The sequence below is a fragment of the Mesorhizobium sp. M7A.F.Ca.US.006.01.1.1 genome (assembly GCF_003997935.1).
Taxonomy (GTDB): Bacteria; Pseudomonadota; Alphaproteobacteria; order Rhizobiales; family Rhizobiaceae; genus Mesorhizobium.
Genome location: NZ_RZQL01000120.1, coordinates 1 through 21,044, shown reverse-complemented (window position 1 = coordinate 21,044; position 21,044 = coordinate 1). Strand labels below are relative to the sequence as shown.

Genomic DNA, 21,044 nt, shown 5'->3' with positions numbered 1-21,044 from the left:
GCATGAACATCACCGCTTCGGCCACTTCGCGCGGCTGCATCAGGCCGCCGGCGGCGAGTTCTTCCTCGAGCTTGGCCTTCGGCCAGTCGTCGACCAGTGCCGTCACCACCGGGCCGGGCGCCACGGCACCGACGCGCAGGCCGTGCTTGGCGACCTGCCGGCGCACCGTGTGGACGAAGGCCTGCACGGCGTGCTTGGAGGCCGTGTAGATCGGCTCCCAGACCACCGGAACCAGTCCGGCAATCGAACTGGTGACGATGACGTCGCCCGTCTTGCGCTCGATCATGTGCGGCAGCACCGCCTGGATCGAACGGAAGCAGGCATTGATGTTGAGGTTGAGCATCCGGTCCCAGGCGTCGGGATCGCCGGTCGCCACCTCCCCGCCGACATAGGCGCCGGCATTGGCATGGAAGATGTCGAGCTGGCCGGCCTTCTCCAGAATCTGCGGCATCATGGTGGCGACGCTGGCCGGCTGCATCAGGTCGATGACCAGCGGGATCGCCTTGGGGCCGAGTTCGGCGCAGAGTTTGTTCAGCGTCGCCTCGGCGCGGTCGACCAGCACCACGGTGGCGCCGGCCGCCAGCATGTGCCTGGCGCATTCGAGGCCGATGCCTGATGCAGCACCCGTGACGGCGGCAACTTTTCCGGACAGTTCTTGGCTCATGTCTTGCTTCCTGTTGATGGGTTCAGGCCCGGCCATGCGAGACACGCGAGCGGCGTGCCAGCGAGTCGACGATGACCGCGATGGCAAGCACGGCGCCGGTGATCATGTACCGAAGCGACGAGGACAGATCGAGCAGCGTCAGGCCACTGGCGATCGACTGGATGACGATGATGCCGAGCAGCGCCGAATAGGCGCTGCCGCGGCCGCCGAACAGGCTGGTGCCGCCGATCACGGCCGCCGCGATGGCGTTGAGGTTGACGTCGCCGGTGCCGGCCTGCTGGCTGGCCGAGGCAAGGCGGGCCGCCGACAGCACGCCACCGAAAGCCGCCAGCATCGAGCACAGCACGAAGGCGCTGGAATAGATCAGCCGCACATTGATGCCGGCACGCCTTGCCGCCTCGCGGTTGCCGCCGACCGCCGACATCGAGCGGCCCCATTTGGTCCGCGTCAGCGCGTAATGCATCGATATGACCAGGCCGACGAACAGGCCGAACATCCACGGAATGCCGCGTGCCTGGTTGAGATAGAAGACGATGAGTTCGAGGATGACCGTGACCACTACCGCCCGCGTGATGAGACCACCGGTCGACGGCGCCGACAGATTGGCGGCTCGGCGGCGCGCGACGGTGCGCAAGCCGGTGACCAGCATGACGATGCCGGGCACGGCCGCCAGAGCGAACGAGACGAATTTCGGCATCATCAGCAACTGGCCGAAATTCACCAGGTTCGAGCCGTAAGGCAGGTTGATCGAGCCGGTGGAACCCAGGATGTAGAGCTGCAGGCCGAGCACCGCCAGCAGTCCGGCCAGCGTCGAGACGAAGCTCGGCATGCCGAGCCGGTTGAACAGCAGCGCATAGAGCGCGCCGATGAAGCCGCCGACGGCGACAGCGGCCAGAATAGCGAGCGCCACCGGCCAGCCCTGGTTGACCCACAACGTGCCGACCATCGCCGAGGCAAAGCCGCTGATCGAACCGACCGACAGGTCGATTTCGCCGACCATCAAAACGCAGACGATGCCGAGCGCAATGACGCCCACGGTGGAGCAATCGAACAGCAGATTGACCAGGTTGCTGCTCGACAGGAAGATCGGGTTGATGCTGGCGAACACCGTCCAGATGATGACCAGCCCGACGATGACCGGCAGCGAGCCGAGGTCGCCGGAGCGGACCCGATCGAAGAACCTGCGGATGGCGCCGCCGATCCCCGCTTCATGCTTGACGCGCACGTCGGCGCGGTCGAGCTGCGGCGGCATGGGGGCCGTCTGTTGCACGTCGCTGCTCATGGGTGTGGCTCCTGGGTTTGATCCGGCCGGGCGGTCTGGGCCTGGCGGCGCTCGGCTCGTCGCGACACCGAATTGTTCGACGCACCGGTGATGGCGCTGACCAGTTCCTGGTTCGAGGCATCGGGCGAGAAGATGCCGTTGTTGCGGCCAAGCCGCAGCACGACGATGCGGTCGGCGACGGCGCGCACGTCTTCCATGTTGTGGCTGATGATGACGACGCCGAGCCCGCGGTCGCGCACGCGCTCGATCAGGTTGAGCACTTCCGCCGTCTGCGCCACGCCAAGCGCTGCCGTCGGCTCGTCGAGCAGGATGAGCTTGGGTTCGAGCAGCAGCGAGCGAGCGATCGCCACGGTCTGGCGCTGGCCGCCCGACAGCGACGCGACCACTTCGCGGACACTGGGGATCCGCGCCGAAAGCTCGTTGAGCAGCGTCCAGGCGCGCACTTCCATCGCCACCTCGTCCAGCCGCAGCGGGCTGAGCTCGCGGCCGAGGAAGATGTTGGCGACGATGTCGAGGTTCTCGCACAGCGCCAGGTCCTGGAACACGGTGGCGATGCCGAGCGTCAGCGCCGCACTCGGATCGGCAAGCGTCACCTGCTTGCCGCGATAGCTGATGATGCCCGAACTCGGCTGGTGCACGCCGGCCAGGATCTTGACCAGCGTCGACTTGCCGGCGCCATTGTCGCCGACCAGCGCCACCACTTCGCCGGCATGGACATCGAGATCGATGTCGGTGAGCGCCGAGACAGCGCCGAAATTCTTGGAAACGCCGCGCAGGCTGAGCACCAGCTCGCCTGCCGGAACCGGTCCGTCCGGGGGGTCGATCATGCCAGGAAGCCTTTCAAAACCGGTTCAAAATATCGGATGAGCGCTACCTGGCCACCACGCGGGTGGCCAGGTAGCAGTGCGGGCAAGGGTCGCGGTCAGTTCCCGATGCCCAGCTTCTTGCAGCCTTCCGCGTAACGATCGACGCAGAGCTCGGCCGCGGTGTTGATCTTCTTGTCGATGATCTCGGCCTTCAGGTTTTCCTGCGTCACCACGGCTGGCGTGAACAGCTGCGAGGGCGTGTCGTACAGCGTCATCTCGGCCTTCGGCGTCTCACCAGAAAGCAGCTTGATGGCGATGTTGGCGGCGGCCGCCGCCACGATCTCGCTCGGCTTGGAGATGGTGTTGTACTGGTCGCCGGCGATGATCAGCTGCAAGGCTGCGATCGTCGCGTCATTGCCGGTCACCGGCGGCACGGGATCGACGCCGGCCGCCTTGAAGGCCGCGATGGCGCCGCCACCGGTGCCGTCATTGGCGGCGACCACGCCGAGGATTTTCGGCCCGAAGCGGGTGATCTGGCCGCCGGCCCATTGCTGCGCCTTCGGCGGCGCCCATTCCGGCGTGTCGTATTCGGCCAGGATCTTGTAGCCGCTGTTGTCGAGGCCGGCATGGATGCCCTTCTTGATCAGGCCGGCCGCCGCGTCGGTCGGCGAGCCGTTGATCTGCAGCACGCCGCCGCTGGCGGGATCGACCTTCAGCGCCTTCAGGTGCTCGACCAGCGAGTCGGCGATGGCCTTGCCGATGCCTTCATTGTTGAACGAGACATAGAAGTCGGCCGGTGCCGTCGGGATCGGCCGGTCATAGGCGATGACCTTGATGCCCTGGCTCTGCGCCAGCTTGACCAGCGAGGCAGCGGCAGTCGAGTCGACCGGGTCGAGCACGATCGCCTTGGCGCCCTGCGAGATCACCGAGTTGAACTGCTGCTGCTGGCGCGAGGCGTCGGCATCGGCGTTCTGGTAAAGCACCTTGCAGCCCGGGCACAGCTTCTTCATCTCGGCGGCGAAGCCGGGATAATCATGCTGCTCGTAACGGGTCGAGGCTTGGTCGGGCATCAGGAAGGCGACGGTGGCGTCGGTGACTTCGGCGGCCCGGACGATCGCGGCGGTGCCGGCCAGCAGCGACAGCGCAAGGGCTGCCATGCCGGCGGACTTCATTGAAAGTTTGGTCATTCGGTCTTCTCCGTTTCTGGATATGGTTGTAAGAAGGTCGTTGACTGCTTTGGTGTGGAGACACGCCTCCGCCCTTGCCCCAACTGCGTTGGGAACAGGGACCCGCGCCGGCCTTTCGAGCCGCGCCGACAACCTCCGCCGACGGCGGAATTCGAGACAAGCGTTCTCCATCGCGAACCGCTCCACGCGGCTCACGTCGTCATGCAAAAGAAAAATCCTCCCTTGGTTCCTCCCTGGCTCCTCCGTTAAGCGGCTTTTCCCGCGTTGATGTTGTCGGCCAGCAGGCGCCTGAAGCGCGAGGGCGGCATGCCCTTCTCCGCCAGGAACTGCCGGTTGAAATTGGACAGATTGTTGAAGCCGACCTCGTAGCAGATGTCGGTGATCGAGGCCTGCTCGTCGCTCATCAGGATCTGGCAGGCGAGATTGATGCGCAGCCGTTTGACATACTGCACCAGCGACATGCCGGTGTGGCGGCGAAACGAGCGCGAGAACGCCCCGGTCGACTGGCCGGCGATGGCGGCGAGATCCGCCTCGTCGAACAGCTGCGTCAGGTTTTCCCTTATATAGGCGAGCGCCTTGTTCATGCCGGCGGTCATGTAGCCGGACGGATCGGGCCGGTAGCTGGCACTGGCCAAAAGCTGGAATTCCTGGGCGCGGCTGAGCAGGCCTGCGATCATCATGAACAGCTCGATGCGGCGCACGCCCTGCGCCTGCATCATCTCTTCCATCAATGGTGCCAGCGCTTTGCTGGTGCGGCTGGAAAACAGCACGCCGCGACGTGACGCCTCGAGCAGAGCCGTAAGCCCCGCCAACTCCGGCAGCACATGCATGGCATCGCCGATAAAACTCTCGGAAAACTGGATGATGCGGCCGCGCAGCGGGATCGAGCTGTCCCGGGGCATATCGCTGACCCAATTGTGCGGCAGGTTCGGCCCGGTCAGCACCAAATTGCCCGGCTCAAACTCGCCGATGAAGTCGCCGACGAAATAGCGGCCATTGGTGAAGATCACCTGATGCAGTTCATATTCGGGATGGAAGTGCCAGCGCACCGTATGGAAGGGGTAGCCATGCGACCACGCCTTGAAGGACTCACCGCGTCGTATCTGGACTACTTCCAGGTCCGGTTCCATGTCCGTTTCCTCCCGGGCCGGCACGGATATTTGCCGCGTTCGGCCCAATTCCCTAAACCGGCCGAATTGGTTTCGGCTCTGCATTTCAAGAGCCAAGGTACCGCCTCATGACAACAGGCGCCACCACGATTCAAGACAACGGATGATACTTTTTTAACCGGGAGGCAGCGCTCAGAAGCGCTATTCGGGCAGAACAGGTCAATCTTGCTGACACGTTCGCTCAATTGACGAACGACAATGCCGCCCGCCCGGAAAGGAATTCCGACGTCTCCGTGTTCGCCGGGCCTATCGCAAGCCCATGGTCTTCAGGCGCTGTTGCAGGCCACCATCATCAGTTCAGCTCGTGCGCAGCGCACCACCCGCCACCATCGCGGGCGGAGAAACCATCTCCGGCACCAGTATGTCGTGGCGGCGCGCGAAGCTGACCAGCGTGGCCCGCACCGTCTCCGGATCGATCTCGCCGACGATGCCCGCCTTGCAAGCGTTGAGTGCGACGGTATGGGCGCCGTTGCGGCCGGCGCTCGGCCAATCCTGCAGCAGTGCATAAGCTTCCATCACGCTGTCGATCTTCCTCGGAAAACCCATTCCGACCAGAAGGGTGACCGGTTCCTCAAATTGCCCGCGATTCATAGCTTGTGCCTCCTCTCGGTTGTGCCTCTAGCGGGCCGAACACCGGGGAGCACGGCCCGCCGCGGGTTGGGCGAATGGAGCTGGCCGATTTCCGTTCAGCCGCTGCCGGCAGATACCTCGGATGTTGCCGACACTTGCTGCGCGGCGAGGAACATCAGCGCCGACGCGGCGGTTCGCCGGTTCCAGCCGGCGGCTTCAGCCATGTCGAGCAGCCCTGCCAGCAGCGGCTTCAGCACGTTCCTGCATTCTGTTTCATAGGCCAGGAATTCCTTCGCCTGGTGCGTAGGGGCCGGTACAGATCCGAGGCCAGCCATTGCATCCATCTTTACCTCCACTTTCTCTTCGGATGACGCCCGCTCCCCGCCAGGGAAGCGGGCGGATTGGCCGTGACCTCAGAAGTCCATGCCGGCGCCGGCGGGCATTGCCGGGGCGGCGGCTTCCTTCTTCGGCTTCTCGGCCACCATCGCCTCCGTGGTCACCAGCAGGCCGGCGACCGATGCCGCGTCCTGGAGAGCGGTGCGCACCACCTTGGCCGGGTCGATGACGCCTTGGCCGAAGAGATCGCCGAATTCGTTGGTCTGGGCGTTCCAGCCCCAGCCGAATTCGCTTTTCTCGCGCAGCTTGCCGACGATGATCGAGCCTTCGGCGCCGGCATTCTCGGCGATCTGCCGGACCGGCGTTTCGATGGCACGGCGCACGATGTCTACGCCAGTCTTCTGGTCCGCATTGTCGGTCTGCACGGCATCGAGCGCCTTGGCTGCCCGCAGCAGCGCGACACCGCCGCCAGGCAGCACGCCCTCCTCGACGGCCGCGCGGGTCGCATGCAGCGCATCGTCGACGCGGTCCTTGCGCTCCTTGACCTCGACCTCGGTCGAGCCGCCGACCCGGATCACCGCAACGCCGCCGGCGAGTTTGGCCAGCCGCTCCTGCAGCTTCTCGCGGTCATAGTCGGAGGTGGTCTCCTCGATCTGCGCCTTGATCTGTGCGACACGGCCCTGGATCTCTTCCTTGCGGCCGACACCGTCGACGATAGTGGTGTTTTCCTTCTCGATCACCACCTTCTTGGCGCGGCCCAGCATCTGCAGCGTCACATTTTCCAGCTTGATGCCGAGATCTTCCGAGATCGCGGTGCCGCCGGTGAGAATGGCGATGTCTTCCAGCATGGCCTTGCGGCGGTCGCCGAAGCCCGGCGCCTTGACGGCCGCGACCTTAAGGCCGCCGCGCAGCTTGTTGACGACCAGAGTCGCAAGCGCCTCGCCTTCCACATCCTCGGCGATGATCAAGAGCGGCTTGCCCGATTGCACCACGGCTTCAAGCACGGGCAGCAACGCTTGCAGGTTGGAGAGCTTCTTCTCGTGGATCAGCACATAGGGTTCGTCGAGTTCGACGCGCATCTTGTCCTGGTTGGTGATGAAATAAGGCGAGAGATAGCCGCGGTCGAACTGCATGCCTTCCACAACTTCGAGTTCGGTCTCGGCGGTCTTGGCCTCCTCCACCGTGATGACACCTTCATTGCCGACCTTCTCCATCGCCTCGGCGAGGAAACGGCCGATCTCAGCATCGCCATTGGCGGAGATGGTGCCGACCTGCGCGATCTCGTCGTTTCGGGTGACCTTGCGGGCATTGGTCTTCAGCTCGGCGACCACCGCATCAACCGCCTTGTCGATGCCGCGCTTCAGATCCATCGGGTTCATGCCCGAGGCAACTGCCTTGGCCCCTTCCCTGACGATCGCCTGTGCAAGCACCGTTGCGGTCGTCGTGCCGTCGCCGGCAAGGTCGTTGGTCTTGGAGGCCACTTCGCGCACCATCTGGGCGCCCATATTCTCGAACTTGTCTTCCAGTTCGATCTCCTTGGCGACGGTGACGCCGTCCTTGGTGATGCGCGGAGCGCCGAACGACTTGTCGATGACGACATTGCGCCCCTTGGGACCGAGCGTCACCTTCACCGCATTGGCAAGGATGTCGACGCCGCGCAGCATCTTCTCGCGCGCTTCGGTATGGAATTTCACTTCTTTGGCAGCCATTGGATCACTCCTTTATCTAGGCAGCATTCGTTGACTGGATGGATACGAAGAAGCCGTCAGGCGGCCTTCTTCACTTCGGCGATCTCATCGATGATACCCATCACGTCGCTTTCCTTCATGATGAGCAGGTCCTCGCCGTCGAGTTTGATCTCGGTGCCGGACCATTTGCCGAACAGGATGCGGTCGCCAACCTTGACATCGAGTTCGACAAGCTTGCCGCTGTCGTCGCGCGCGCCGGGACCGACGGCAAGCACTTCACCTTCCTGCGGTTTTTCCTTTGCGGTATCGGGGATGATGATGCCGCCGGAGGTCTTCTCCTCGGCTTCAAGGCGGCGGACCAGAATACGGTCATGCAATGGACGGAACGCCATGTCGTTCTCCTCGTGGACAAACAGGTTTTGAGGTTCCTCCGCGCCGAACCGGCAATATCGGACCGGTGCGGAACGCCGCGACCCTTCGTCAGGCATCGCGGCGCATATCGAGCTAGTTTTGCCGTTTTTCGGTTTCAAGAGACCGGCGAAAAAATTTTTACATTCGACCAGAAAGGGCGCCAACGCACTGTTATGGCGCGGCTATTTTCGGAACCCCCGACGTTCTCGCGACGTTGTTTGAAGAGGACCCGATGGTCCCGGCATGGCATCAGGCGAGTTCAATGCAAATGTTGCAGGCTGGATGCCTGAGCGGAGAGAGAAGGAGAAAGATATGGCCGATACGGTCAGCAGCGAATTCCGTCTGCAAATGGAAGGTTATGGCCTGACGACGGCCGAAATCCACTATCACCTGCCCGACCATCCAAGCCTGCTTCAACTCTATGTCTGGCAGGACTATGATCTCGCTCCGGCCTTTCCCGAACTCAAGGGCTTTCTCCAATATTGGGAGCGCGAACTCGAAGGTCCGCTGCACTCGGTTCGCGTTGCTCATCACCGACTCATCCAGCCTTCGGAATGGCGGGCCGTCGAAGGCATCATCACGGTCCACTAGGGTCTTTGCGACGGACTCCGCTCCTGCTTCGCCTTGAGCCACCGCGTTGGGGCAGGCTCTCGCCGGCCTCACGCAGCGTGACAGCCAACAACCTCCCACTCCAAGATTCCAATTTCCGTATTGTAAAACGATCGTGCCGCGCTAGCCTGAAACCAGATGCGAGGCGGGGAGGACGGATGGAGCTTCAACTCAACGGCAAGGTGGCGCTGGTCACCGGCTCGACGCAAGGCATTGGCCGTGCCATCGCTGAGACGCTGGCGCGCTGCGGCGCCGGCGGCTTGCTCGTCACCGGGCGCGAGAAGACGCGCGGCGATGCCGTGGCGGAAGAGCTTTCGCGGCTCGGCACTCCGACGGTTTTCGTCGCCGCCGACCTCGCCGACCCGGCGGCCCCTGCTCTTTTGGTGCAAGCCTGCATCGAGCGCTTCGGCCGCATCGATGCGTTGGTCAACGCCGCAGGGCTGACCGACCGGGCCTCGTTCCTCGATGCCGATCTCGACGGCTGGGCCTCGCTGTTCGCGGTCAACGCGCGGGCGCCTTTCTTCCTCATGCAGGCGGCCATCGCCGACATGAAGAAGCGTGGTCAGGGCGGCGCCATCGTCAACATCCTTTCGATCAACGCCCATTGCGGCTCGCCGGAGCTCGCCGTCTATTCCGCCAGCAAGGGCGCGCTGGCCACGCTGACCAAAAACGCCGCCAACGCCCATCGCTTCGATCGCATCCGCGTCAACGGCATCAATGTGGGCTGGACCGACACGCCGGCCGAACGCGCCATGCAGGCCGACACGCTGGGCAACGGGCTGGGCTGGCTCGATGCCGCCAACGCCTCGCAACCCTTCGGCCGCCTGTTCTCGACGAGCGACATCGCCAACCTCGCCGTCTTCCTGCTTTCGGATGCTGCGGGACCGATGACCGGCACGCTCGTCGACCAGGAACAGTGGGTGATCGGGGCGAACCGGTGACCGCTATCGAAACGCATGCGCCCTGCATGGCGCATTTCGGCGTCGGCGCTTTCACCGTGTCATCAGAAGTTGGTCGCGAATGACGGTAGCTGAAAAAGCCTCTCGCCGCATTCGCTCAAAGCACCCGCCCCGCCTCACAGCGCCAGGCTCCCCTGCTCCACCTCCGCGGCATTCGGATCTCCCGGTGCGGTGGCCCAGGCCAATTCGACCAGTGTCACGGTCCGCCGGCCTGTGCCGTCAAGCTGGCAGACGATGAGGCCCTGCTCCTCGATATAGGTCAAAAGGCGCCGAGCGCGGCGCAGCGAGTGCGAGCCGTAGGCGCGGGCGATCGCTGCGTCGCTCGGGCACGGCCAGCCCTCCTTCGCCGCGCGGGCGATCATCATGAACACGCCCTGCATGTCGTCGGGCAGCAGCGACGCGCGGACGGAAACGTCCCGCCAGGCATCATCGCTTTCGGCCATGTCGGAGCCGAGGCCGGCCCGGGCGTGCGTCAGCATGCGGCGGAACTCCGGCAGGTCGGGCACGACCGAGGCCAGGCCTTCGATGCGGCAGCGGACCACGAACTCCTGATAGAGCACGCCGATCACGCGAAAACCGGCGTCGGGCTGCGCCAGGATGGCGCGCAGCACACGGTCGACACGCTCGCGACGCTCCGCCAGGTCCTCAGCGCTGATTTGCGGCTCCGCCGGTTCCGGGCGGATTTCCAAGGCCGCCGATTTGGCCGCCATCAGCTGGTCGAGCAGGTCCGGTGACGTCGTGCGGCGCGAGGCGCGCACGGTCTCGGGCGGCGGCGCCGCCAGGATGATCGCGCGTGCATCCTCCAGTGCTGCTTCCGGCATCGCCATCAGCCGCGGCGTGCCGTTGCGCGGGCTCGTATCGGTCGGGCCGATGCGCAGGCCCAGCGGACGGCGCGACAGCGCCGGGCCGAGCGCCATGAACTGCCCGCGTTCCAGATCGCGAAACGCTTCCGCCTGGCGTCGCTCCATGCCCAGAAGATCGGCGGCGCGCGCCATGTCGATATCGAGGAAGGTGCGGCCCATGAGGAAGTTGGACGCCTCGGCTGCGACGTTCTTGGCGAGCTTGGCCAGCCGCTGGGTGGCGATGATGCCGGCCAGCCCGCGTTTGCGGCCACGGCACATCAAATTGGTCATGGCGCCGAGCGAGAGCTTTCGCGCTTCGTCCGACACCTCTCCGGCCACCGCCGGCGCGAACAACTGCGCCTCGTCCACCACCACCAGCATCGGGTACCAGTGGTCGCGGGCGACCTCGAACAGCCCACTGAGGAAGGCAGCAGCGCGCCGCATCTGGTTCTCGGCGTCGAGCCCTTCGAGATTGAGCACGGTGGAGACGCGATGCATGCGCGCCCGCTCGCCGGCCGCCTGCAGGCCGCGCTCGGTATGCTGCTCGGCATCGATCACCAGATGGCCGTAACGGTCGCCCAGCGAAACGAAGTCGCCCTCGGGATCGATGATGGTCTGCTGCACCCAGGGCGCGCTCTGCTCCAGCAGGCGCCGCAGCAGATGCGACTTGCCGGAGCCCGAATTGCCCTGCACCAAAAGGCGCGTCGCGAGCAGTTCCTCGAGATCCAGCTTCGCCGGGGCGCCTGCGGTCGTCTGTCCCATCTCGATCGCAACGGTCATCTCGACTCAGGCGCTCCTTTCGCAGACGGGCTTATCAACTGGGTCACGGCCCGTCGAGCATGCATGACCGCCTGCGGCGTGTTGCGCACAGCTGTGCAGGCACCATCTGCAGGGGTCATCAGCCGATGCGTGGCGCAAAACTTTGGGTTGACCCCTTCGGACCACGAGGCGACACTCCACCCAACGCTACGAGTGCGAGGAGGAATGCGATGGACGAGCCCGAACGGTGGCGCCACATGTCGACGGCGCCTAAGGATGGCAGCCGCATCCTGGTCACTGTGCGTCCGTCCGAACAGGGACCGGCGGAAGTTGACCTTGCCTATTGGTCGCGTGCCGACCAGTTCGCCTCGGAAGGCTGGCGCGCGTCGGACTCTTCACCGGGGCGCGTCATCGAATACGCCGACCCGGAACTGAAGTGCTGGATGCCGCTGCCGACGGCCAACCTCAGCCGCGCGTCCATGCCGGCGCCCTGGGAAGGCGAAGACGCCCAGCAGCTGGATGGGTCCGGGATTTAAGGGCCGCTGAGATTGGCGAAGGCAGCGAAACTGCCGATCTCCCCCTCGTGGGGGAGATGTCCGGCAGGACAGAGGGGAGCGCCGTAGAGCGCCAACCTCGACAACCACCGAACACGCGCCAACGCCCGATCTATGCGCAAGGTCATGACCGGTGCCGAATTGAAGCTCTGGAACGAGCTTCGTGCGCACAGGCTGATGGGCCTAGGCTTCCGGAGACAGTTTCCGATCGCTGGCTACATCGCCGACTTTGCTTGCCCGGAGAAGAAACTTGTCGTCGAAGTCGATGGCTCCCAACACGCAGACACCGATGCCGTAGCGAGCGATGAAGCAAGGACATCACGTTTGGAAGAGGATGGCTGGACCGTGCTTCGCTTCTGGAATGACGACGTCATCCACGACATCGACAATGTCTGCCAACATATTGTCATCGCAGCAGGTTTGGCCGGAATGCCCTGATACGTTGGCGGGGCAGCGCCCCCTCTGTCCTGCCGGACATCTCCCCCACTTGGGGGAGATTGGCAGCTTTAAGCTCGGTTCTCCTCAGAACAGGAACGCGGCCGTGGCGGGGTTGGGCCCGTTGCGGCCTTCGGGCGAATCCATGCCGCGGATCGTCTGCAGGTCCTGCGCATCCAGTTGGAAATCGAAGACATCGAAATTGGCGGCGATGCGATCCCTGCGGATCGACTTTGGAATGACGATCAGCCCCTCCTGGAGATGCCAGCGGATGATCGCCTGGGCGACGGACTTGCCATGTTTTTTGGCGATGCCTGCAATGGTCGGATCGCTGAGCAGCCGGCCGCTGCCCAACGGGCTCCAGCTTTCGATACGGATGTCGTGCTTGGCATGAAAATCCCTGACACCGCGCTGCTGGAACTGGGGATGCAGCTCGATCTGGTTGACGACGGGCGTCACGCCGGTTTCCGCGATGATCCGCTCCAGATGGTCCTGGTTGAAGTTCGAAACGCCGATCGACTTGATGCGGCCGGCCTGCCGGAGTTCGACCAGCGTCTTCCAGGCCTCGACATATTTGTCCTGGCTGGGCACAGGCCAGTGGATCAGGAACAGGTCGATCTGTTCGACGCCGAGTTTCTCCATCGTCTCGTCGAAGGCGCGCAAAGCCGCATCGCGCCGGTGCGCGCCGTTGCGCAGCTTGGATGTGATGAACAGATCGCCGCGCGCCACACCTGAGCTGCGGATCGCCTCTCCGACCCCTTCCTCGTTCTGGTAACCCTCGGCGGTGTCGATCAGGCGATAGCCGGCCTCGATGCCCCAACCCACCACCTCGGCTGTGATGTCCTGGTCGACCTGCCACACACCGAGGCCGAGCTGAGGAATGGCGGAGCCGTCGTTCAATGCAATCTGTTCGGGCATGGTGGGCTGTTCAGGCATGGGGGATCCTTTGCAAAGCTGGGCCGGGCGCCCGGCGCACAGCCTATCTAGGTCCGACAAGGGGCAACGGCCACCCGGCAGCGAATAAATTGCCGAGCGAAGTGCGCTTGCACGTGGACCTCGGTCACGCGTCAGCCTCACCGCGGCCGGCGCACCGCCCTCACCACCCCGGCGGATGTGCTGCCGCAATAGAGGCGGTCGCCGCCATCGGATTCCAGCCCCGACACGCCCATCCCGGCCGGCATGTCGAGCTTCTCCAGAACCTTGCCTGATTTCGGGTCGACGCGGCGCAGGTCGCTCTGGTCGCCTTCCCAGGTGGCGTGCCAAAGCTCGCCCTCGACCCATGTCACTCCGGTGACGAAGCGGTTGGATTCGATGGTGCGCAGGATCGCCCCGGTTTCCGGGTCGATCTGGTGAATCTTGCGTTCGCGGTACTGTCCCACCCAGAGCGTCCCTTCGGCCCAGGTGAGCCCGGAATCGCCGCCGCCGCCGGGCGCCGGAATGGTCGCCAGCACCTGGCCGGTATCAGGGTCGATCTTCTGGATCAAGTCGTTGGCAAGCTGGAAGAAATGCCGGCCGTCCCAGGCGGTGCCGGCATGCGCCGCGACATCAATCGAGCGCAGATTCTGCCCGCTCTCCGGATCGAAGGCGCTCAGCTTCTCGCCCGAGGCAAACCAGACATTGTTGCCGTCAAAGCTCACCCCATGCACCCTCTCCACATCGCGAAAGGGTCCGTATTCGCGCAGAATTTCGGCTGCTGACTGTTTCATGTCTCTATCCTCACTGAGATGGTCTGGTGTCCCTTACTAACCACCCGGCAGCGGCGCCGGGAGTAACAAGGTGGTCGTGAATCCGGCCACCGGCGGCGTCGTCCAGCGGCGCGCCCGGCCGTGACCGAAAGACTGCACCTTGCCGGCCTCGCCAAGCTGCTCCAGCACCCGCTGCACGCTGCGCTGGCCGGTGCCAAGCGCCAGCGCCAGCGCAGAGGACGCCCAGGACTCACCATCGGCAAGGAAGGCCAGCACCGCAGCGTGCCGTTCCTCGATCGGCCGCGCCAGCACCAGCACCTCGCACGCCTGGCGTGGCGCCAGCGCGAAGCCCTGGCTGGTCGCGCCGATGTCGGCCAGCCCGCGCAATTCGGCGCGCAGCCGGCCGATCTCGACCCGCAGCCGCGCCCGGTGCGATTCATCGGCGTGCCTGCCGCCGAAGGCTTCAGCGATCAGCCTCGCCCTCGACACATCGCCTGGCCACGCTTCGGCGAGCGTACGGGCCAGCGCAAACAGCACCGGGCGCGTTGCCAGCGAGACCGTTTTCTCCTGTTGGCGCACGACGTAGCGAAAACTATCGACCAGCAGCGCCGGCGATGCCTGCAACGCCTCGACGTCCTCAAGCAGCAACGGGCGCTGCTCGCCACCCGCGATCAGCCGCGCCGCCGGCGTGTCCAGCGCCAGGAATGCGCGGTCGACTTCAGCGATGAGCCCCGCAATGCCGGCCTGGCGGGCGGCGTGGCGTGCCCACTCCAACGCCCTGCGCGCCGGCTTCGTCTTGAGGCGCCGCAGCGCGATGCCGGCGACGGCGAGCTCGTGGGCGGCGTGCGAGGCCGGCGGAAGCGGCGCCGGATCGAGACCGGTCAGCACGTCTTCGGCCTCGTCGAGACGGCCGATCAATAGCAGGCGGCGCACCTTGAGGTGGCCAGCATGCGCTGCGTTCAGCCGGTCGCCATGCTTTTCCAGCGTCGCCCGCGCCGCATCCAAAGACTTGGCCGGCCAGCCGAGATCCCGTGAGACCAGCGCTATCTCGGCCTCGGCAACAACGCATCTGGCGCGCGCCACCGCCTCTTTCGGGCCGAAGCCACGCGCGGCACGCCGCAGCAGTGCCTTGGCGCGATCGAGATCACCGAGCTGCGCCATGGCAATGCCGCGCAGCGCCAGCGCCGGCGGATCCTCGCGCAGGGCGACGCGATCCAGCGCGCCGAGCGGATCGCCCCCCGCCAGCGCCAGCGCCGCGGCGGTGATCAGCGAATCCATTCAAATCCCGTCACACTTGTAACTCCCACCCTTGTGCGTCGCCGCCCTAAACTAAATCCGTACCGTCAACCGGCAAGCCGCATCGGCCAACTCTATCGGCAACGCGCGGCACGCCAAGGGAGAACCGACAATGCCAACCGATACTCCTCTCCACCCAGCCGAAGGCACCGTGAGGATGCGCCACCCCTGTTGCGACGGGCCGGTTCCTGCAAATCCCGTCACACTTGTAACTCCCATCCCCGCGCTTCACCGCCCTATTCTAGCTGACAGCAAGCGACAACAGACTGGCAAAGGAGACGACCAATGACCAAGCACATCGCAATGAAGACCCCGCCGATCGTTTCGAGGCAGGACTGGGAAGCCGCCCGCGAACAAATGCTGGTGAAGGAAAAGGCAACACTGCGCGCCAAGGACGCATTGGCCGCCGAGCGCCGGCGCATGCCGTGGATGGAAGTCGACAAGGCCTATGTGTTCGAGGGACCGAACGGCAGAGCGAGCCTGCTCGATCTGTTCGAAGGCCGCCGCCAGCTGATCGTCTATCGCGCCTTCTTCGAGCCCGGCGTGCATGGCTGGCCCGATCACGCCTGCCGCGGCTGCTCGCTGGGCGCCGACCAGGTCGGCCACCTCGCCCATCTCAACGCCCGCAACACCACGCTTGCCTACGCTTCGCGTGCCCCGCAGGCAGACATTGCGCGGCTGAAGCAGCGGATGGGCTGGCAGATGCCCTGGTACACAATCACCGACAGTTTCGACAAGGACTTCGGTGTCGACGAATGGCACGGCCACAACGTCTTCATCCGTGACGGCGACCGCATCTTCCGCACCTATCTCATCAACAGCCGCGGCGACGAGGCGATGGGCACCGTCTGGAGCTATCTCGACGCGACGCCGCTCGGCCGCCAGGAAATCTGGGAGGATTCGCCCGAAGGCTATCCGCAGACCCCACTCTACTCCTGGTGGAACTGGCACGACAATTACGACGCCGGGGCCGACAAGAAATGGGAAGAAGTGTCTGCTGCCGGCGAGGCCGCATTCCGCGACAAGGGCGAGCAGTAACGGTTGTCCAGTCTGGGTTCCTCTCCCCACTCAGTGGAGAGAGGAACCTGTCGTGGCTGGTATGATCATCAAGGATCAAGGCGATGAGCGATATCCACACAGGTGCCGGCAGCACGATCCCAGAAGCCGCCACCCTCGGGCTGGCCGACTGGCTTTGCCTTGCCGCGGCGCCGACCTTCGCCGTGATGGCGCTGCTCACCTGCATCTTCAGCGGCGATGCGGCCATGCAGTGCATGGGCACCGACGCCTCACCCCTCACGGGCATGGCCGCGATGTATCTCCTGATGAGCGCCTTCCATCTGGCGCCCTGGCTGCGGGTGATCTCCGGCCGGCAGGTCCGCTAGGCGCAGCGCGCCGTTCCAATTCTAGACACCCCACACATCGGAGAAGACAATGAGACTGGTCAGGCTGAGGGCGCCGGGCGGCTTGGGCAATCTCGACCTGGTCGAGGAAGATCCGCCCCAGCCAGGGCCGGGCGAGGTGCTGGTCAGGATCTGGGCCTGCGCGTTGAACATGCGCGACGACTTTGCCGTGCAAGGCAAGATGCCTCTCGCCGACGGCCGCGTTCCGCTCTCCGACGGCGCCGGCGAAGTGATTGCCCTCGGCGACGGTGTCGATGCACTCAAGCCCGGAGACAGCGTCGTCAGCGTCTTCTATCCATGGTGGCTGGGCGGTGACATGACGCCCTGCACCCGGCGCGATATTCCGGGAGACAGTTTCGACGGCTTCGCCAGCGAGTATGTCTGCATGCCGGCGCACGCTTTCACTAGGGCACCGGCAGGCTATACGCATGTCGAGGCAGCGTCGCTCACCTGCACCGGCGTTACTGCCTGGCGCGGCCTGGTTGTATGCGGCAAGGTGAAGCCGGGCGACGCGGTGCTGGTTCTCGGTTCGGGCAGTGTATCGCTGTTCGCGCTGCAATTCGCCAAAGCCGCCGGCGCCCGGGTCATCGCCACCTCATCCGACGAGCAGAAGCTGGAAAGGCTCAAGCGCCTCGGAGCCGACGCCGTCATCAACTACAAGTCCATCCCGGACTGGGGTCGCAAGGCCAGGGATCTGACGGGCGGGCGCGGCGTCGATCACGTGATCGAGGTCGGCGGACCCGCCACGCTGGCGCAGTCGATTACCGCCTGCCGCACGGGCGGTCACATCGCGCTGGTCGGCGTCCTGACCGGCTTTGCGGCGGAAGTCTCGATCCCCTCGCTGTTTTCCAACCAGATCCGCATCAGCGGCATTTCCATCGGCAGCCGGGCCGACCAGGAGGATATGATCCGGGCGATAGAGACTATCAGGCTGAAGCCCGTCATAGACCGCCATTTTCCGCTGCAGGACATCGCCACCGCCTTCGCGCATTACGAAACCCAAAAGCATTTCGGCAAGGTCTGCCTTGACGTTTGAGTGCTTCCCAAGGCGCCAGAAGTCCTCAAAACATCCGTGACATGCACGCCGATTTTTGATGTGTGTCGGCAGCGCAATTCACACTTGGCGGTAATGTCGAGCTGCTCTAACTATGACCGCTCCAACTATGCGCTTGACTGACAAGCGTAACACCCATGGAAAACGCCGAGCGTTTCACCCTGGCCCGGCGCTCCTACTTCGGGAGGCAGGAATGTCGGAAACCACGGTCAATGTGCGCTACATGGTCGACGATGTCGAAGCGGCCATCGAATGGTATGGCAAACATCTCGGCTTTTCGCTTCTCTCCAAGCATGCGCCCGCCTTCGCGGACGTCAAGCGCGGATCGTTGCGGCTCTTGCTCAGCGGGCCGACCAGCTCCGCCGGACGGCCGATGCCTGACGGCGAACAACCGCGGCCTGGTGGCTGGAATCGCATTCACCTTCTCGTCGAGGACATATCGGCCGAGGTGTCTCGCCTGCGCGCCGCCGGAGTGTCGTTCCGCAACGATATCGTGACAGGCCCCGGCGGATCGCAAATCCTGTTGATGGACCCTTCCGGAAATCTCGTCGAGTTGTTCCAGCCCGCTGGCCGCTGAGATTCCAGTTCAATCGGGTCCGTGCCTTCGTCGTGATCCTGCCTAGGTCGCGATGTTATTGACCGGCAGCAGCGGCTTGGGAAGGTCGGCCTCGCCGAGCCCGCTGCGCAACTCGATCTCGATATCGCGGCATATCTGCGAGATCGGGACGTCGTTGGCGTTGCCCTCGAACGGGTTGGCGCTGCTTTCGCCGACCTGGTCGAGGGACATGTAGGCCCAGCCGAGCAGCGTGCTGAACGGGATCGTCAGCCAGATCGCGATCGACCCGAGCGCGCCACCCAGTTTGCCCATATCGGCAAAGACGGGAACGACCCCGAACGGCAACAGAGTGCAGAAGATCATCACGAACATCGAACTGACGATGGCGTATTGCCGGGGATACGGATTGTTCTTGATGCGATCGCAGCGCGCCTGCTGGTCATGGAAATCGCGGATCAGCTTGGTCAGTTCGCCATAGATCTGCGGAGGGATTTTTGCATCCTTGAACAGCGCGTTGACCTGGACAGATTGCAGTTCGAGCAGCGCTATCGCCGGCTGGGGCGATCTCAGGACGTCCTCGGCCTGTTCGGCGAGCAGTGGACGCAATTCGTCGGCGACCGAACTCGCATCCTCATGGATACGGTAGCGCCGCCGGTATTCGATATTGGCGGCCCGCGCCATGGATTCCCATGGCATCGGCCGGCGCAGGGAAAAACGCAATGCCGTCATCCAGGCGATGTGGCGATAGATGAGCTGTCTGGCCGTCGGCGCGTCGAGGAAATCCCTGCAGAAATTGGACCACAACCGGCTGCTGGCCGTAATTTGCGTAAAAGCCTGCAGAGCGTCGCTGCTGCGGGTGAACACCTGCGAATTCTTGAACCCGGCAACGAGTGACACGGTGGTGCCAAGCACCAGCACCACCGACCATGGCACTGAAAACCCGGCGATGCCGGGAAGACGGTAGGCCGCCACGGCCAGTCCGCTCACCACCACCATGTAAATGACGCTGCGCCGCGACCAGAGCGCGAAATCCACTATTTTGTAGGAACGGCCTACATACATCGGGTCCCCTCAGATCAGTCTGGTTTTGCACGGCCGGAATCTGGTGTCCTCATTGTGCCTTTGCTGCCCCGAACCGCAACCCGTCCATCAACAGCTTGACCAGCCGGCGCGAGCGGTCGCGCCATTCGGGGGTGTCGGGCGCTGAATAAATGCCGCCCAACGCGTGCAGCACGTCGGAAGCGTCGACGTCGCCGCGGATGGTGCCGTCGGCCACCGCCGCCTCGACCAGTTGTCGCAAGGCTTGCGACACCCGGCCGAACGTGTCGGAAAACAGCGTCGAATTGGTGGTGAGCACAATGCGCAGGCTGGTCGCCAGGCCACGCTTGGTGGCGATGTAGTCGACGAAGCGCTGCATCCACTGTTCCAGCGCGACATCGGACGGATGTTTTTGGGCAAGCTCGCCGGCGGCCGCACACAGCGCCTCCACCTCACGACGATAGACCACCTCGACCAGATGCTCGCGTGTCGGGAAATGCCGGTAGAGCGTGCCGATGCCGACGCCGGAGCGGCGCGCGATCTCCTCCAGCGAGCCATCGATGCCGCGCTCGGCAAAGACTGACACCGCCACCTCGACCAGCCGGTCGCGGTTGCGCCGCGCATCGGCGCGCAGCGGCTTTGCGTCTACGGCCTCGGCCTTCTGTTCAGCAATGGCGGACGGCTCGCTGGCCAATTTTTTCTCCACATCGTGTCAGGGGGCTTGAACCCGGCCGGGTCAGCCACCACGTAATAAACGGAGGCGCCTCCGTTTTAGTGGAGCACCTTTATCATATAATCAGGGGAACCGGTATGTCACGTCTTTCGAACACGCAAGCCGACATCTCCCCTGCCCGCCTGCCTCGCGGGAGATCCGCTGTCATCTCCGCTTTCGCCGTCAAGACCTGACCGAACGGTTACCTTGCCCTTCTGCGGCAAGGCACCAGTTCAATCCCATCCGCGTCAAGCAACTGGAGCCAGACGCCCATGACCAGCCTTCCCATCACCCTCACCATCAACGGACACAAACACGAACTGGAGATCGATCCACGCGTAACCCTGCTCGACCTGCTGCGCGAGCGGCTCGATCTCACGGGTACCAAGAAGGGCTGCGATCGCGGCCAGTGCGGCGCCTGCACGGTGCTGGTCGACGGCAAGCGCATCAACTCATGCCTGGCGCTGGCGGTCAGCCATGACGGCGCCCAAGTCTTGACCATCGAAGGCGTTGCCCACGGCGAGGAACTGCATCCTGTGCAGGCCGCCTTCATCGCCCATGACGGCTTCCAGTGCGGGTTCTGCACACCCGGCCAGATCATGAGCACGCTCGGCCTGATCGCCGAGGGTCAGGCCGGCGACGATCCCGAACGCATCCGTGAGGGGCTGAGCGGCAACATATGCCGCTGCGCGGCCTATGGCGGCATCGTCGAGGCCGTCCTGGAAGCCCAGCAACAGCTTGTCAAAGCCGACCGGAGGACCGCGGCATGAGAGACTTCGATTACATCAGGCCCGCCACCATCCCCGACGCCATCGCCGCGGCAGCCGAGCCGGGTTCGGCCTATCTCGCCGGCGGCACCAATCTGCTCGACCTGATGAAAGGCGGCATCACCAGTCCCGAGCGTATCGTCGATATCTCCCGGTTGCCGGAGCTCAACCGCATCGAACGGCTGGACGATGGTGGCCTTCGCATCGGCGCGCTGGTGCGTAATGCCGACCTCGCCTACGATCCGGCGTTCGCGAAATCCTATCC

Annotated in this window: 25 protein-coding genes; 10 read left to right on the top strand and 15 right to left on the bottom strand. The window is 64.4% G+C overall.

The features are described from left to right. From EN943_RS20850 to groES, 9 genes are all read right to left on the bottom strand, one after another. On the bottom strand, nucleotides 1–664 hold a 664-nt coding region (locus EN943_RS20850), incomplete at its 3' end, for an SDR family oxidoreductase (protein ID WP_164778291.1). A 22-nt stretch (nucleotides 665–686) separates the two neighbouring features. Then, on the bottom strand, nucleotides 687–1,946 hold the full coding sequence (locus EN943_RS20845; RefSeq protein WP_127414441.1) for a sugar ABC transporter permease: 1,260 nt from the start codon (nucleotides 1,944–1,946) through the stop codon (nucleotides 687–689). Beyond that, nucleotides 1,943–2,773, bottom strand: a complete 831-nt coding sequence (locus tag EN943_RS20840) for an ATP-binding cassette domain-containing protein (protein WP_127414440.1) — start codon at nucleotides 2,771–2,773, stop codon at nucleotides 1,943–1,945. The genes EN943_RS20845 and EN943_RS20840 overlap by 4 nt, the downstream gene beginning before the upstream one ends. A gap of 95 nt (nucleotides 2,774–2,868) precedes the next feature. Next, nucleotides 2,869–3,939, bottom strand: coding sequence for a sugar ABC transporter substrate-binding protein (locus EN943_RS20835; RefSeq protein WP_127414439.1), 1,071 nt, complete (start codon nucleotides 3,937–3,939; stop codon nucleotides 2,869–2,871). A gap of 245 nt (nucleotides 3,940–4,184) precedes the next feature. Next, nucleotides 4,185–5,069, bottom strand: coding sequence for an AraC family transcriptional regulator (locus EN943_RS20830; protein ID WP_127414438.1), 885 nt, complete (start codon nucleotides 5,067–5,069; stop codon nucleotides 4,185–4,187). 336 nt (nucleotides 5,070–5,405) lie between these two features. Continuing rightward, nucleotides 5,406–5,699 carry a DUF982 domain-containing protein gene (locus EN943_RS20825; protein ID WP_127414437.1) on the bottom strand — a complete coding sequence of 98 codons (294 nt, stop codon included), beginning with the start codon at nucleotides 5,697–5,699 and terminating at the stop codon, nucleotides 5,406–5,408. Nucleotides 5,700–5,794: 95 nt separating this feature from the next. Then, on the bottom strand, nucleotides 5,795–6,022 hold the full coding sequence (locus tag EN943_RS20820; protein WP_013530720.1) for a hypothetical protein: 228 nt from the start codon (nucleotides 6,020–6,022) through the stop codon (nucleotides 5,795–5,797). Between the two features lie 69 nt (nucleotides 6,023–6,091). Beyond that, the gene (gene groL, locus EN943_RS20815; protein ID WP_127414436.1) at nucleotides 6,092–7,723 is read right to left on the bottom strand and encodes a chaperonin GroEL; all 1,632 of its coding nucleotides are present in this window, start codon (nucleotides 7,721–7,723) and stop codon (nucleotides 6,092–6,094) included. A 56-nt stretch (nucleotides 7,724–7,779) separates the two neighbouring features. Continuing rightward, nucleotides 7,780–8,094, bottom strand: a complete 315-nt coding sequence (gene groES, locus EN943_RS20810) for a co-chaperone GroES (protein WP_013530718.1) — start codon at nucleotides 8,092–8,094, stop codon at nucleotides 7,780–7,782. 331 nt (nucleotides 8,095–8,425) lie between these two features. Here groES and EN943_RS20805 point away from each other — a divergent pair, with 331 nt between their 5' ends. Both EN943_RS20805 and EN943_RS20800 read left to right on the top strand, forming a co-directional pair. Further along, on the top strand, nucleotides 8,426–8,704 hold the full coding sequence (locus EN943_RS20805) for an usg protein (RefSeq protein WP_127414435.1): 279 nt from the start codon (nucleotides 8,426–8,428) through the stop codon (nucleotides 8,702–8,704). Nucleotides 8,705–8,880: 176 nt separating this feature from the next. Continuing rightward, on the top strand, nucleotides 8,881–9,663 hold the full coding sequence (locus EN943_RS20800; protein WP_127414434.1) for an SDR family oxidoreductase: 783 nt from the start codon (nucleotides 8,881–8,883) through the stop codon (nucleotides 9,661–9,663). A gap of 134 nt (nucleotides 9,664–9,797) precedes the next feature. Here the strand turns inward: EN943_RS20800 and EN943_RS20795 are convergent, their stop codons facing one another. Continuing rightward, nucleotides 9,798–11,303 carry an ATP-binding protein gene (locus EN943_RS20795; RefSeq protein ID WP_127414433.1) on the bottom strand — a complete coding sequence of 502 codons (1,506 nt, stop codon included), beginning with the start codon at nucleotides 11,301–11,303 and terminating at the stop codon, nucleotides 9,798–9,800. 209 nt (nucleotides 11,304–11,512) lie between these two features. Between EN943_RS20795 and EN943_RS20790 the strand changes: the two genes are divergently transcribed. Both EN943_RS20790 and EN943_RS20785 read left to right on the top strand, forming a co-directional pair. Beyond that, nucleotides 11,513–11,818 carry a hypothetical protein gene (locus tag EN943_RS20790; protein WP_013530714.1) on the top strand — a complete coding sequence of 102 codons (306 nt, stop codon included), beginning with the start codon at nucleotides 11,513–11,515 and terminating at the stop codon, nucleotides 11,816–11,818. Nucleotides 11,819–11,950: 132 nt separating this feature from the next. After that, complete coding sequence (locus EN943_RS20785; protein ID WP_127414432.1) at nucleotides 11,951–12,274, top strand: endonuclease domain-containing protein; 324 nt, start codon at nucleotides 11,951–11,953, stop codon at nucleotides 12,272–12,274. Nucleotides 12,275–12,358: 84 nt separating this feature from the next. Here EN943_RS20785 and EN943_RS20780 read toward each other — a convergent pair whose 3' ends face one another. From EN943_RS20780 to EN943_RS20770, 3 genes are all read right to left on the bottom strand, one after another. Further along, nucleotides 12,359–13,207 carry an aldo/keto reductase gene (locus EN943_RS20780; RefSeq protein WP_127414431.1) on the bottom strand — a complete coding sequence of 283 codons (849 nt, stop codon included), beginning with the start codon at nucleotides 13,205–13,207 and terminating at the stop codon, nucleotides 12,359–12,361. 137 nt (nucleotides 13,208–13,344) lie between these two features. Further along, nucleotides 13,345–13,977 carry a PQQ-binding-like beta-propeller repeat protein gene (locus EN943_RS20775; RefSeq protein ID WP_127414430.1) on the bottom strand — a complete coding sequence of 211 codons (633 nt, stop codon included), beginning with the start codon at nucleotides 13,975–13,977 and terminating at the stop codon, nucleotides 13,345–13,347. A 36-nt stretch (nucleotides 13,978–14,013) separates the two neighbouring features. After that, nucleotides 14,014–15,234, bottom strand: coding sequence for a helix-turn-helix domain-containing protein (locus EN943_RS20770; protein WP_127414429.1), 1,221 nt, complete (start codon nucleotides 15,232–15,234; stop codon nucleotides 14,014–14,016). Nucleotides 15,235–15,537: 303 nt separating this feature from the next. Here EN943_RS20770 and EN943_RS20765 point away from each other — a divergent pair, with 303 nt between their 5' ends. The 4 genes from EN943_RS20765 to EN943_RS20750 all read left to right on the top strand — a co-directional run bounded on the left by EN943_RS20765 (nucleotide 15,538) and on the right by EN943_RS20750 (nucleotide 18,283). Next, the gene (locus tag EN943_RS20765) at nucleotides 15,538–16,290 is read left to right on the top strand and encodes a thioredoxin family protein (RefSeq protein ID WP_013530710.1); all 753 of its coding nucleotides are present in this window, start codon (nucleotides 15,538–15,540) and stop codon (nucleotides 16,288–16,290) included. Between the two features lie 83 nt (nucleotides 16,291–16,373). Next, entirely contained in the window at nucleotides 16,374–16,634 is a 261-nt protein-coding gene (locus EN943_RS20760; RefSeq protein ID WP_127414428.1) for a hypothetical protein, read from the top strand. Nucleotides 16,635–16,683: 49 nt separating this feature from the next. After that, entirely contained in the window at nucleotides 16,684–17,688 is a 1,005-nt protein-coding gene (locus EN943_RS20755) for an NAD(P)-dependent alcohol dehydrogenase (RefSeq protein ID WP_127414427.1), read from the top strand. Between the two features lie 211 nt (nucleotides 17,689–17,899). Beyond that, nucleotides 17,900–18,283: a VOC family protein gene (locus tag EN943_RS20750; protein ID WP_127414426.1), complete on the top strand. Its 384-nt coding sequence runs from the start codon at nucleotides 17,900–17,902 to the stop codon at nucleotides 18,281–18,283. 42 nt (nucleotides 18,284–18,325) lie between these two features. Here EN943_RS20750 and EN943_RS20745 read toward each other — a convergent pair whose 3' ends face one another. Both EN943_RS20745 and EN943_RS20740 read right to left on the bottom strand, forming a co-directional pair. Next, entirely contained in the window at nucleotides 18,326–19,324 is a 999-nt protein-coding gene (locus EN943_RS20745; RefSeq protein WP_127414425.1) for a bestrophin family ion channel, read from the bottom strand. 49 nt (nucleotides 19,325–19,373) lie between these two features. Further along, nucleotides 19,374–19,994, bottom strand: a complete 621-nt coding sequence (locus EN943_RS20740) for a TetR/AcrR family transcriptional regulator (protein ID WP_127414424.1) — start codon at nucleotides 19,992–19,994, stop codon at nucleotides 19,374–19,376. Nucleotides 19,995–20,284: 290 nt separating this feature from the next. Between EN943_RS20740 and EN943_RS20735 the strand changes: the two genes are divergently transcribed. Together EN943_RS20735 and EN943_RS20730 are read left to right on the top strand one after the other, a co-directional pair. Beyond that, a complete protein-coding gene (locus EN943_RS20735) occupies nucleotides 20,285–20,782 on the top strand; it encodes a (2Fe-2S)-binding protein (RefSeq protein WP_127414423.1) in 498 nt (165 codons plus the stop codon). Beyond that, the coding region (locus EN943_RS20730) for an FAD binding domain-containing protein (protein ID WP_206522787.1) at nucleotides 20,779–21,044 on the top strand (266 nt) is incomplete at its 3' end. The genes EN943_RS20735 and EN943_RS20730, both read left to right, overlap by 4 nt.

What these genes read in the sequence shown, in the direction of transcription:
- EN943_RS20845 (WP_127414441.1), bottom strand. Translation starts at nt 1,946, where the DNA reads ATGAGCAGCGACGTGCAACAGACGGCCCCCATGCCGCCGCAGCTCGAC.
- EN943_RS20745 (WP_127414425.1), bottom strand. Translation starts at nt 19,324, where the DNA reads ATGTATGTAGGCCGTTCCTACAAAATAGTGGATTTCGCGCTCTGGTCG.
- EN943_RS20760 (WP_127414428.1), top strand. Translation starts at nt 16,374, where the DNA reads ATGAGCGATATCCACACAGGTGCCGGCAGCACGATCCCAGAAGCCGCC.
- EN943_RS20780 (WP_127414431.1), bottom strand. Translation starts at nt 13,207, where the DNA reads ATGCCTGAACAGCCCACCATGCCCGAACAGATTGCATTGAACGACGGC.
- EN943_RS20840 (WP_127414440.1), bottom strand. Translation starts at nt 2,773, where the DNA reads ATGATCGACCCCCCGGACGGACCGGTTCCGGCAGGCGAGCTGGTGCTC.
- groES (WP_013530718.1), bottom strand. Translation starts at nt 8,094, where the DNA reads ATGGCGTTCCGTCCATTGCATGACCGTATTCTGGTCCGCCGCCTTGAA.
- EN943_RS20805 (WP_127414435.1), top strand. Translation starts at nt 8,426, where the DNA reads ATGGCCGATACGGTCAGCAGCGAATTCCGTCTGCAAATGGAAGGTTAT.
- groL (WP_127414436.1), bottom strand. Translation starts at nt 7,723, where the DNA reads ATGGCTGCCAAAGAAGTGAAATTCCATACCGAAGCGCGCGAGAAGATG.
- EN943_RS20770 (WP_127414429.1), bottom strand. Translation starts at nt 15,234, where the DNA reads ATGGATTCGCTGATCACCGCCGCGGCGCTGGCGCTGGCGGGGGGCGAT.
- EN943_RS20795 (WP_127414433.1), bottom strand. Translation starts at nt 11,303, where the DNA reads ATGACCGTTGCGATCGAGATGGGACAGACGACCGCAGGCGCCCCGGCG.
- EN943_RS20750 (WP_127414426.1), top strand. Translation starts at nt 17,900, where the DNA reads ATGTCGGAAACCACGGTCAATGTGCGCTACATGGTCGACGATGTCGAA.
- EN943_RS20755 (WP_127414427.1), top strand. Translation starts at nt 16,684, where the DNA reads ATGAGACTGGTCAGGCTGAGGGCGCCGGGCGGCTTGGGCAATCTCGAC.
- EN943_RS20820 (WP_013530720.1), bottom strand. Translation starts at nt 6,022, where the DNA reads ATGGATGCAATGGCTGGCCTCGGATCTGTACCGGCCCCTACGCACCAG.
- EN943_RS20790 (WP_013530714.1), top strand. Translation starts at nt 11,513, where the DNA reads ATGGACGAGCCCGAACGGTGGCGCCACATGTCGACGGCGCCTAAGGAT.
- EN943_RS20785 (WP_127414432.1), top strand. Translation starts at nt 11,951, where the DNA reads ATGCGCAAGGTCATGACCGGTGCCGAATTGAAGCTCTGGAACGAGCTT.
- EN943_RS20735 (WP_127414423.1), top strand. Translation starts at nt 20,285, where the DNA reads ATGACCAGCCTTCCCATCACCCTCACCATCAACGGACACAAACACGAA.
- EN943_RS20825 (WP_127414437.1), bottom strand. Translation starts at nt 5,699, where the DNA reads ATGAATCGCGGGCAATTTGAGGAACCGGTCACCCTTCTGGTCGGAATG.
- EN943_RS20830 (WP_127414438.1), bottom strand. Translation starts at nt 5,069, where the DNA reads ATGGAACCGGACCTGGAAGTAGTCCAGATACGACGCGGTGAGTCCTTC.
- EN943_RS20800 (WP_127414434.1), top strand. Translation starts at nt 8,881, where the DNA reads ATGGAGCTTCAACTCAACGGCAAGGTGGCGCTGGTCACCGGCTCGACG.
- EN943_RS20765 (WP_013530710.1), top strand. Translation starts at nt 15,538, where the DNA reads ATGACCAAGCACATCGCAATGAAGACCCCGCCGATCGTTTCGAGGCAG.
- EN943_RS20775 (WP_127414430.1), bottom strand. Translation starts at nt 13,977, where the DNA reads ATGAAACAGTCAGCAGCCGAAATTCTGCGCGAATACGGACCCTTTCGC.
- EN943_RS20835 (WP_127414439.1), bottom strand. Translation starts at nt 3,939, where the DNA reads ATGACCAAACTTTCAATGAAGTCCGCCGGCATGGCAGCCCTTGCGCTG.